Raw genomic sequence first — 9,477 nt, 5'->3', positions numbered from 1 at the left:
GCCCCGGCTCAGCTGGAGCAGGCAGTACTGGTAGGCGCGGCGGTCGAGGCCGGTGCGCAGGGTAGCCGCATCGGCCAGGTATTCGAGGTTATCGAGCACGGCGCGGCGCAGCAGCCACGCCGCCGGGCTGGGCCAGAACAGCGCCGTGCCCACGTGCGCCAGCAGCACATCCAGGGTGTGGCCCTGGCGCACGTGGGCCTGCTCGTGGGTCACCACCACTGCCAGCTCGGCCGCCGTGTGCTGCCCCGGATACAGGTAAATAGTGCGCCCAAACGAAAACGGGTCGCCGGGCGCGGGCAGCTCGCGGTAGGGCGCGCCCGCCGCCGTGTGGGTGGGGCGCGTGGCGCGGCGCAGCCGCGCCAACGCCAGCAGCTGCACCAGCAGGCGGCCCAGCAGCACGGCCACCCCACTGGCATAAAGCCCCAGCGCCAGCAGCGGCCAGTCGGGGCCGGGGGTGGCGGGCGGCGGCAGGGCTACGGCCGGGCCGGTAGCCGGCGCGTTGGGCAGCGTCCAGGCTACTACCAGCGGCGCGGTAGGCACCTCGGCCGGCAGCAGCCCCGGCATGGGCAGGGCTGGGTACACGGCCGCAAACAGCAGCGCCAGCAGCAGGTAGGCGCGGTTCAGCCGGAAAAATGTGAGCCGGCGCAGCAGCCCGTAGTAAGCAGCCACAGACAAGGCCAGCACCATGTGGGCTTTCAAGAGGTAGAGCAGGGCGGTTTCCATCGGGTGCGGGTTTTAGTAGTCCGTTGGAGTGGCTGGTGCGCCCGGCAGCGGAATGACGGTTGGCCCGCCCGTGCGCCGGTTGTGCTCAATAATTAGCTTGTAAACAGCTAGTTGCTCTAGCTTGCTCATGCGGTAGAAAGCCGGGTCTTCCTGGTGCGCCAGCTGGTTTTCGAGCTGCCATTTTTGGTCTAGCGCAGTTTGCTCTTCCAGGCTGGCAAAACCGAATAGCCGGGCCAGCTGCTCTCGCGTGGCCCGCGTCGAATCGGGCCTGGCTTGCAAGTCGGCCAGCGTAGCCTCGCGCGCTTGTTGCTGCGCTGCCGAAAGCGAGTTCATCAGCCGCATGTAGTGGTTGGCTACCTCCGTGTTCAGGTTCACGGTGTTTACCAAATGCACATTGATGGGCCGGCCATTGGGCTGCGTTAGCTTAGTCTCTGTAAGCAAAGCAGTAGTAGACCGCTCGGCCGGGGCCACGGCCTGCGGGCGCTCGCAGGCTGCCAGGCTTAGCAGACCAGCGGCCAGCAGCGGGGCGGCGAGTAGGTAGCGCCCCAGCTGGCGCGGTGAAGAAGGCAGTTGGCTAAGCATGAGAACACGTTTTTTGAGGGTGGGAGTAGCGGGGCGGAAGGCCAGGGCGGGCACCGGTGCGCCGCCTACCTGCTGGCTCACCAGGCTGCGCAGGTAGGCGTAGCGGCCGGGGCTGGCGGGCAGGGCGGCGCGGTCGGCCAGGTATTCGAGGTTGGCCAGGGCGGCGCGGCGCAGCAGCCACGCGGCGGGACTAAGCCAGGCCAGCGCCACCAGCAGTTGCAGCAGCAGCGCATCGAGGGTGTGCGCCTGGCGCACGTGGGCCTGCTCGTGCCGCAGCACGGCGGGCAGGTGTTCGGTGTCGGCCAGCGCGCTAGCCGTCAAGTAGATGTCACGGCCAAACGAAAACGCCCCGCCCGCGCCGGGCACCAGCCGCACGGCCTGCCCCAGCACCACGGCCGGCTGCGCGCCCCGCCGCAGCCGCGCCAAACTCAGCAGCTGCCCCAGCAGCCGCAGCACCAAAAAGGCGCTGCCCGCCGCATAGCTACCCAGCCCCACCAGCAGCCACGGAAATGGCGCGGCCGGCTGCGCCATTTCCGTGGCGGGTAGTGTGGCCAGCGTCGGCAGCGCGGCCAGGGCCGGCGCGGGTAGCCCCAGCGGGGGCACTACCCCGGCCAGCGCCGCCGGGGCCGGCAGCAGCGGGTAGCCTACGGCCACTACCACCGCCAGCAGTAAAAACGCCCGGTTGAGGGTGAAAAACGTGAGCCGGCGCAGTAGCCCGTAGTAGGCGGCCACGAACAAGGCCAGCACCACGTGGGCCTTTAGCAAGTAGAGCAGGGCAGCTTGCATGGCTACTCGGGCTTCTGGCTTTCGATGAGCCGGATGATTTCCTGCAAGTCCTCGGCGCTCACTTTTTCTTCTTTGGCGAAAAAGGAAACCAGCTCTTTATAAGAGTTTTGGAAGTGCTCGCGCACCAGCGTGCCGAGCGAGCGGCGCTGGTAGTCCTCGGCGCTCACCAGGGCCGAGTAGCGGAAGGAATTGCCCAGCTTTTCGGCTTGCACATACAGCTTGCGTTCCAGGTTGCGCAGCGTGCTGGCCAGCGTGGTGTAGGGCGGGCGCGGCTCGGGCAGCTGGTCGAGCACGTCCTTGACAAAGGCGGGGCCGGTGAGCCAGAGCGCGCGCAGGGCGTCTTCTTCGGGTTGGGTGAGGCGTTCCATACAGGTTGTTACGAATTTTTCGTAATACTACGAAAATTTCGTAAATAGGGCAACGCGGCTCGCGGTAAATAAGTTAGGCCACCAACCAAAAAGCCCTTTTCCGCCAGGAAAAGGGCTTTTTATTGCCTGAAAAATAAAGCCAGTGGCCTAGTGACCTGCGACCCCGGCAGCTACCGGCCCCACCGCCGCCGGTAGCCGCCGCAGTGGCCCGGCCGCCACTACCAGGGCCAGCACCGTGAGCCCCGCCCCCACCAGAAACGGCATCCCCGGAAAATAAACCGGGGCCGCCTTGCTGGTAAAAAACGTGAACAAGCTGGTCATAAAGAGTGGCCCGACCACGCCGGTGGCGCTGATGAGCGAGGTGAGCGTGCCCTGCAATTCGCCCTGCTCGGTAGCCGGCACCTGGCTTGAAATGGCCCCCTGCAAGGCCGGCCCCGCCAGCCCGCCCAGCGCATACACCCCGGTGAAGGCAAACATCATCCAGCCCCGCGCGGCAAAGGCAAACAGCACGAAGCCAACGATATAAAACAACATGCCCACCACCATCGAGCGCGCCGCGCCCAGCCGCGGGATGGCCGCCCGCACCAGGCCGCCCTGCACCACCAGCGCCCCCACGCCCACCACGCCCAGCGAGTAGCTGATGAGCTTGAGCCCCCAGCCAAACTTGAGAATGGTGTAAAACGTCCAGACCGACTGCGTGGCCGAGCCCGCCAGATACAGCAGCACCAGCGCCACTACCAGCCCGATTATCTGCGGGTATTGCCGCAGGCGCAGCAGCGAGGCCAGGGCATTGGCCCGCGCCCACTCGAAGGGGCGGCGCTGCGCCACCGGCAGCGACTCGGGAATGACAAACAGCCCGTACAGGAAGTTGAGCAAACTGAGCCCGGCCGCCGCGATAAACGGCACCCGCGGCCCAAAATCGCCGAAATAGCCGCCCAGCAGCGGCCCCACGATAAAGCCCAGCCCGAAGGCCGCGCCCACCAGCCCAAAGTTCTGGGCGCGCTTTTCGGGCGGGCTCACGTCGGCGATGTAGGCCGTGGCCGTGGTGAAGCTGGCCCCCGTGATGCCCGCCACCACGCGCCCCACAAACAGCCAGCCCAGCGTGGGCGCCAGGGCCAGAAACAGGTAGTCGCACCCCAGCCCCAGCAGCGAGGCCAGCAGCACCGGCCGCCGCCCGTAGCGGTCGGATAGCCCACCCATGACCGGGGCGAAGAAAAACTGCGCCGCCGCGTAGGCAAACGACAGGTAGCCCCCGTACTTGGCCGCCTGGCTGATGCCCTCGCCCGTGAGCTGCTCGATGAGCGTGGGCATCACCGGGATAATGATACCCAGCCCAATAACATCGATGAGAATCGTGACGAAGATGAAAGCCAGCGCGGCCGGGCGTTTAGGAGACATAGCGCAAAAGGCTTGGTAGTAGCGGCTAAAATGGCTAGCCGCCAGTTGCGAACACTGGTAGCAAAGGTATTGCGCGCCCCGCCCGCGCGGCGCAGCCCGCGCGAATGCCAGCCAAAACGTATACTTCCCCACTCACCCTTACGTATAAAGCAAAAGCGCTGCTTTAGACGGTGCATTTACCTTACTCCTCACCATTTTCTGTTTTTTCACATGAACCAAAAACGCACCTTCGGCAGCATTCTTACTATTTTGGGTATCATTGGCATCATCATGGGCGCGATGGGCTTCCTTGGCGTAGGTGGCCTGCACTTGGGCAAAATGAACTCGGTAGTGCCCTTTATCGTGGGGCTCATCTTCTTTTTTGCCGGCATCAACCTGGTGAAAACTACCAGCGACCGCGCCTAGCACAGGGTCGGGCAGTAGGTCAAGCCACCTGCTGTTAAATTATTATGACTGATAAACAGCCTACTGAGCTTCACAACGAGCATTTTTAGTGGAAATGCTTGGCACTCCAACTTTTTTCCTTACCTTTGCACTACCAAACAATGCGGGGTGGAGCAGTTGGTAGCTCGTTGGGCTCATAACCCAAAGGTCACTGGTTCGAGTCCAGTCCCCGCTACTACTAAGTCAGAAAAAGCCATATAAACCAAGCGTTTATATGGCTTTTTTGCTTTTGCGCCCGCCTTCTGGCCGCGCCGGCGGCAATAGAAAAGGCCACCACGTCGCCCGACGGGTGGCCTTTTGTTGCGGGCACTGGCCTGCCAGTGCTACTGCGGGTTGTTTTTGGCAGCGGGCTTGCGGCGGCTGATGAGGCCACCCTTGCGGCCGGCTTCGCGAGCCTCTTCGGCCGTCCATTTGTGGCCGCGGCCGCTGATGTGCGAGGCTTTGCCGCCTTCAACAGCCAGGCGGCGCTGCAGCTCGGGGTCCATGCTGGCAAAGCCACGGCGGCGGTTGCCATCGCCGACGCGGGCGGCCGGGCGGGTTTTGGTGGCTGCTTTGGTGGCCGTGGCTTCAGCGCCACGGGCCGCCACCGCTTGGCGCGAGGTGGTGGGGGTAGATTCCATAAGAAACAGGGGGAAATAGATGAGTAAAAAGGGTGTGCAGCCTTTCTAACGGTTTAAGCTAGGGGCCCGACGGAGCTTTTTAAGCAAAAGGGCGCTTTTTAGGCCATAATTACCGACTTATACTGGCCAAAAATGCGGCAAATACGTAGTGCCTCGCTTCGCCTTGCGCTCCTATAGTAAGTTCTACCGATAGGTGGCTAATTGGCGGAGTATTACCCTCTAAGTAGCTGCCCCACGGCGCTGGCAGTGGTAGCCATTGCCCTCTGCTTGCAGGCTAGCAACAGCTTGGGTTCTGCGTCGGGCACCGCCCGGCCAGCACTTCTATTGAGGCATGGCGTAGCTCCTTCAGATTTGATAAACCATATGAAAACGCGACATTAAAAATTATAAAAAGCAGTTAAGCAGTAAGTTGAAAAAACGGGAAATAAAAAAGTGCAATTATCCTTGCATTTTCATAAATGGCCTGCGTAGTTTTGCAACGGATTCAACGGTGATAGTTATTGTATTATTTAGGAATGAAGGGAAAGAAAACAGGATGTGGGGACATCTGAATTGGACAATAGCTAGTGCTGCTTGCCTTTGTTTGATGTTATTTTAAGTTATTTTTATTAGTAGAATTATCCTATTTTATGTGTTTAGTGGCCGGGACGCGCCACTGAGAAGCAAAAGACTGAATCCGGGAAGCCGCTAGCCTTGCTAGCGGCTTTTTTATTGCCCGGCGGCTACCCACTGCGGGGCGGCTACCCACCGAGCCTGCCGGAGGCTGGGGCATAGGGCAGGCCAGTAGCTTCTGCTACAGGCTACTTTTGCGGGGTATGGCTCTCCCCTTTTTCCACCCGTGGCGCTTCGGGCTGGCCTGGCTGCTGGCGGGGGCGCTGCCAGGCTGCCAGCGGCTGCGCCCGGTGGCGGCGGCCACGTTTACCAATCCGCTGCTGCCCTCGGGCCCCGACCCGTGGGTGGTGCAGCGGGCGGGCTACTACTATTTTCTGGCCACTACCGGCGGCAACATCACCATCCGCAAAACGGCCCGCATGGCCGAGCTGGGCGCGGCCCCAGCCGTGGTGGTATGGGCCCCCCGGCCGGGCACGCCCAATGGCAGCCACATCTGGGCCCCCGAGCTGCACTGGCTGGCTGGCAAGTGGTATATCTACTACACGGCCGGGCCAGCCGGCGAGCGCTGTTGCGGCGGGCAGCGCGCGTGGGTGCTCGAAAATGCCAGCCCCGACCCCACTACCGGCACCTGGGTCGAGAAGGCCCGCCTGGCCAGCCCCAGCCGCGATTTGTGGGCGATTGACCTGACCGTGTTTGAGTTGCGCCACCGGCGCTACGCGGTGTGGTCGGGCCAGGAGGCGGGCTCCGACCAGCAAAATCTCTACATTTCGGCCATGCGCAACCCCTGGACGCTCACCGGGCCGCGCATTTGCCTCAGCCAACCCACGCTGCCCTGGGAGCTGCACGGCCTGCCCAAGGTAAACGAAGGCCCCGAGGTAGTGCAGCACGGCGGCAAGGTGTTCATCGTGTATTCGGCCAGCCACTGCGGCACCGACGACTACGCCCTGGGGCTGCTGACCCTGAGCGGCCGCGACCCGCTCGTGGCGGCCGCCTGGACCAAGGCGCCGGCCCCGCTGCTGGTGCAAAGCCCGGCCAGCCACGCCTACGGCCCCGGCCACAGCGGCTTTTTTACCTCGAAAGACGGCACCCAGAGCTGGCTAATCTACCACGCCAACAGCCGCCCCGGCGAGGGCTGCGGCGACCGCCGCAGCCCCCGGATGCAGCAGTTTTTCTGGAATGCCGATGGCTCGCCCCGCTTTGGCCCACCGGCCGAGGTAGGCGTGCCCCTGCCCCGCCCGGCCGGCGAGTAGCCGCTCCGCTGTATTGTGCAACTATCTATTCCCCAACCAGTTTATAGTATGAAAAGAAGTACCTGCCTGCTGGCCCTGGCCTGCCTGAGCGCCGCTGGCGCGCACGCCCAAAAAACCAAAATCAACCCCAAGCCCAGCGGGGCGCCCGCTGCCCCGGCCCGGGGCCCGCGCTGGACGGCCGCCCAGGCCAATGCCTGGTACCAAAGCCAGCCCTGGCGCTCGGGGGCCAATTTTATTCCGAGCACCGCCATCAACCAGCTCGAAATGTGGCAGGCCGCCACCTTCGACCCCCAAACTATTGACCGCGAGCTGGGGTGGGCCGCAGGCATTGGCTTCAACACCATGCGCGTTTTTTTGCATAGCCTGGCCTGGCGGCAAGACCCGGCCGGCTTCAAGCAGCGCGTAGGCCAGTACCTGGCCCTGGCCGATAAGCACCGCATCCAGACCATATTCGTGTTTTTCGACGACTGCTGGAACAAAGACCCCCAGGCCGGCTTGCAGCCCGCGCCCAAAACCGGGGTGCACAACTCGGGCTGGCTGCAAGACCCCGGCGACCCCGCCTCGCGCGACTCGGCTGCGTTTGGGCAGCTGCGGCCCTACGTTGCGGATATGCTCGCCAGCTTTGGGCACGACAAGCGCATCTTGCTCTGGGACTTATACAACGAGCCGGGCAACAGCGGCAAGGGCGTGGCCTCGCTGCCGCTGCTGCGCAATGTATTTGCCTGGGCGCAGGCCGCCAACCCCGACCAGCCCCTGAGCGTGGGCCTCTGGAACTGGGATATGGGCGTGCTCAACACCTACCAGGCCCTGCACTCCGACGTTATCACCTACCACAGCTACGACGATGCCCTGGCCCACCAGCGCGTTATCGACCTGCTGCGCACCCACGGCCGGCCGCTGCTGTGCACCGAGTACATGGCCCGGCCCCGCAACTCGCGCTTCGTGACTACCATGCCCATGCTCCAGCGCAACCACGTGGCGGCCATCAACTGGGGCCTGGTGGAAGGCAAAACCAACACCAAGTACCAGTGGGACACGCCCCTGCCCGATGGCAGCGAGCCCGGCGAGTGGTTTCACGAGGTGTTTCGGCAGGGCGGCACGCCCTACCGGCAAGATGAAACCGACCTCATCAAGCGCCTGAATGGTAAGTAGCCCATTGGCTTTGAGCGGCTACGGCCCGGTTTTTTGCCAGAAAGCACCAATGCGCGCGCCATTTTTCCGTATTAGGCGCATGTTACGTTCCTCTACCCTTCTTCTGCGCCGGGCGGTGGCCCGGCGCCTGTGCATCCTGGCCCTGGCCCTGGGCGTGGGGCTGGGTTTCGGCCCCGCCGCCCACGCGCAGGTGCCGCTCAACCCCGCCGCGCCGGCCCCCACCGACACCACCCGCAAGTACGAAAACCCCGGCGGCGTGCCGGCCCCGACCAAAAAGCCGTTCTTTAAGAGTAAGGCGTTCAAGGCGCTGGCGGTGCCCACGCTGCTCATCGGCTACGGGGCCTACACCTTCAACGGCGGCGGCTTCTACACCAACCAGGAGGCCCGGCGCGACATTCACCGGCTGTTTCCCAGGAATGATACCCGCATTGCCGACTACCTCATCTTTGCGCCCTACCTCGAGCTGGGCGCGGTGGCGCTGGCCGGCGTGCAGTCGCGCAACGACCGCGTGAACGTGCTGCTGGTAATTGCCAAAAGCGAGGCTATCATGTTGGGTAGCACTTTTTTGGTAAAGGCTATCAGCAAAGAAGAGCGGCCCGATGGCTCTGATAATCTGTCGTTTCCATCGGGGCACACGGCGCAGGCGTTTCTGGCGGCCAGCATCGTGCACACCGAGCTGCGCGACAAAAGCCAGTGGTACGGCGTGGGGGCCTACGCCCTGGCCACGAGCGTGGGCGTGCTGCGCATGGTGGTCGACAAGCACTGGCAGAGCGACGTAGTAGCGGGCGCGGGCTTCGGCATTTTGTCGGCCCACTTGGGCTACCTCACCCACCGCAACCGCTGGGGCCGCAAGCCCATCGGCCGCGATGTAGGCGTGATGCCCACGTTCTTTGGCAGCACGCCGGGCCTCACCCTCACGTGGCGACCCAAGTAGTAGGCTCCGGCCGGTTATTCTTACGTGGCGCAACAGCGCGCTTTTTATGTCTGATTTAGCTCCTAAGCTCACCCACCTCAACGAAGCCGGCCAGCCGGCGATGGTCAACGTAGGCCAGAAGGCCAGCACGGCCCGCCTGGCCCGCGCTCGCGCCCGCGTGCGCCTGGGGGCCGATATTCTGGCCCTCGTGCAGGCCGGCGACCTGCCCACCCGCAAGGGCCCGGTGTTTCAAACCGCGATAATCGCGGGCGTGATGGCGGCCAAAAAAACGGCCGACCTCATCCCGCTTTGCCACCCCCTGGGCCTCGACGATTGCCAAATCACTATCGAGGCCGTGCAGCCCGATAGCCTGCTCATCGAGTGCGCCGCCCGCGTCACGGGCAAAACCGGCGTGGAAATGGAAGCCCTCACCGGCGCTACCGTGGCCGCCCTCACCGTCTACGATATGTGCAAGGCCATGTCGCACGGCATTGTGATTGAGGAGGTAAGGCTGGTCGAAAAGACAGGCGGCAAGTCGGATTTCCGGTACGACGAGGGAGTTGGTAGGTGAGCGGGTTTTTGGATGAGTGGATGAGTGGATAGTACGGTCATGCTGAGCGCAGCGAAGC

General features: G+C 63.7%; 10 protein-coding genes and 1 tRNA gene. 6 read left to right on the top strand and 5 right to left on the bottom strand.

Going from position 1 to position 9,477, the window contains the following annotated elements:
- The 4 genes from VFO93_RS18595 to VFO93_RS18580 all read right to left on the bottom strand — a co-directional run.
- Positions 1 to 723, bottom strand: a 723-nt coding sequence (locus VFO93_RS18595; protein ID WP_325135889.1) for a M56 family metallopeptidase, incomplete at its 3' end; no start/stop codon positions are given.
- Between the two features lie 12 nt (positions 724 to 735).
- Positions 736 to 2,091, bottom strand: a complete 1,356-nt coding sequence (locus VFO93_RS18590; RefSeq protein ID WP_325135888.1) for a hypothetical protein — start codon at positions 2,089 to 2,091, stop codon at positions 736 to 738.
- Between the two features lie 2 nt (positions 2,092 to 2,093).
- Positions 2,094 to 2,459, bottom strand: a complete 366-nt coding sequence (locus VFO93_RS18585; protein ID WP_325135887.1) for a BlaI/MecI/CopY family transcriptional regulator — start codon at positions 2,457 to 2,459, stop codon at positions 2,094 to 2,096.
- Positions 2,460 to 2,606: 147 nt separating this feature from the next.
- Positions 2,607 to 3,857: a TCR/Tet family MFS transporter gene (locus VFO93_RS18580; protein ID WP_325135886.1), complete on the bottom strand. Its 1,251-nt coding sequence runs from the start codon at positions 3,855 to 3,857 to the stop codon at positions 2,607 to 2,609.
- 210 nt (positions 3,858 to 4,067) lie between these two features.
- Here VFO93_RS18580 and VFO93_RS18575 point away from each other — a divergent pair, with 210 nt between their 5' ends.
- Both VFO93_RS18575 and VFO93_RS18570 read left to right on the top strand, forming a co-directional pair.
- On the top strand, positions 4,068 to 4,262 hold the full coding sequence (locus VFO93_RS18575; protein WP_325135885.1) for a hypothetical protein: 195 nt from the start codon (positions 4,068 to 4,070) through the stop codon (positions 4,260 to 4,262).
- A 141-nt stretch (positions 4,263 to 4,403) separates the two neighbouring features.
- Positions 4,404 to 4,476 (top strand) — tRNA-Met (locus VFO93_RS18570).
- Positions 4,477 to 4,624: 148 nt separating this feature from the next.
- Here VFO93_RS18570 and VFO93_RS18565 read toward each other — a convergent pair.
- Entirely contained in the window at positions 4,625 to 4,921 is a 297-nt protein-coding gene (locus VFO93_RS18565; protein ID WP_325135884.1) for a KGG domain-containing protein, read from the bottom strand.
- A gap of 815 nt (positions 4,922 to 5,736) precedes the next feature.
- On the opposite strand from VFO93_RS18565, the gene VFO93_RS18560 reads away from it, so the two are divergent.
- From VFO93_RS18560 to moaC, 4 genes are all read left to right on the top strand, one after another.
- The gene (locus VFO93_RS18560; protein ID WP_325135883.1) at positions 5,737 to 6,783 is read left to right on the top strand and encodes a glycoside hydrolase family 43 protein; all 1,047 of its coding nucleotides are present in this window, start codon (positions 5,737 to 5,739) and stop codon (positions 6,781 to 6,783) included.
- Positions 6,784 to 6,831: 48 nt separating this feature from the next.
- Positions 6,832 to 7,935 (top strand): 1,4-beta-xylanase, encoded by a 1,104-nt coding sequence (locus VFO93_RS18555; RefSeq protein ID WP_325135882.1) that lies wholly within the window; start codon positions 6,832 to 6,834, stop codon positions 7,933 to 7,935.
- Between the two features lie 79 nt (positions 7,936 to 8,014).
- Positions 8,015 to 8,869 (top strand): phosphatase PAP2 family protein, encoded by an 855-nt coding sequence (locus VFO93_RS18550; RefSeq protein ID WP_325135881.1) that lies wholly within the window; start codon positions 8,015 to 8,017, stop codon positions 8,867 to 8,869.
- 46 nt (positions 8,870 to 8,915) lie between these two features.
- Positions 8,916 to 9,419 (top strand): cyclic pyranopterin monophosphate synthase MoaC, encoded by a 504-nt coding sequence (moaC, locus tag VFO93_RS18545; RefSeq protein ID WP_325135880.1) that lies wholly within the window; start codon positions 8,916 to 8,918, stop codon positions 9,417 to 9,419.
- Positions 9,420 to 9,477 lie beyond the last annotated feature (58 nt).

Origin of the sequence: Hymenobacter sp., from assembly GCF_035709525.1 — a bacterium.
Taxonomy (GTDB): Bacteria; Bacteroidota; Bacteroidia; order Cytophagales; family Hymenobacteraceae; genus Hymenobacter.
This window is presented reverse-complemented; position numbering and strand designations above follow the sequence as displayed.

What these genes read in the sequence shown, in the direction of transcription:
- VFO93_RS18590 (WP_325135888.1), bottom strand. Translation starts at nt 2,091, where the DNA reads ATGCAAGCTGCCCTGCTCTACTTGCTAAAGGCCCACGTGGTGCTGGCC.
- VFO93_RS18585 (WP_325135887.1), bottom strand. Translation starts at nt 2,459, where the DNA reads ATGGAACGCCTCACCCAACCCGAAGAAGACGCCCTGCGCGCGCTCTGG.
- VFO93_RS18580 (WP_325135886.1), bottom strand. Translation starts at nt 3,857, where the DNA reads ATGTCTCCTAAACGCCCGGCCGCGCTGGCTTTCATCTTCGTCACGATT.
- VFO93_RS18575 (WP_325135885.1), top strand. Translation starts at nt 4,068, where the DNA reads ATGAACCAAAAACGCACCTTCGGCAGCATTCTTACTATTTTGGGTATC.
- VFO93_RS18565 (WP_325135884.1), bottom strand. Translation starts at nt 4,921, where the DNA reads ATGGAATCTACCCCCACCACCTCGCGCCAAGCGGTGGCGGCCCGTGGC.
- VFO93_RS18560 (WP_325135883.1), top strand. Translation starts at nt 5,737, where the DNA reads ATGGCTCTCCCCTTTTTCCACCCGTGGCGCTTCGGGCTGGCCTGGCTG.
- VFO93_RS18555 (WP_325135882.1), top strand. Translation starts at nt 6,832, where the DNA reads ATGAAAAGAAGTACCTGCCTGCTGGCCCTGGCCTGCCTGAGCGCCGCT.
- VFO93_RS18550 (WP_325135881.1), top strand. Translation starts at nt 8,015, where the DNA reads ATGTTACGTTCCTCTACCCTTCTTCTGCGCCGGGCGGTGGCCCGGCGC.
- moaC (WP_325135880.1), top strand. Translation starts at nt 8,916, where the DNA reads ATGTCTGATTTAGCTCCTAAGCTCACCCACCTCAACGAAGCCGGCCAG.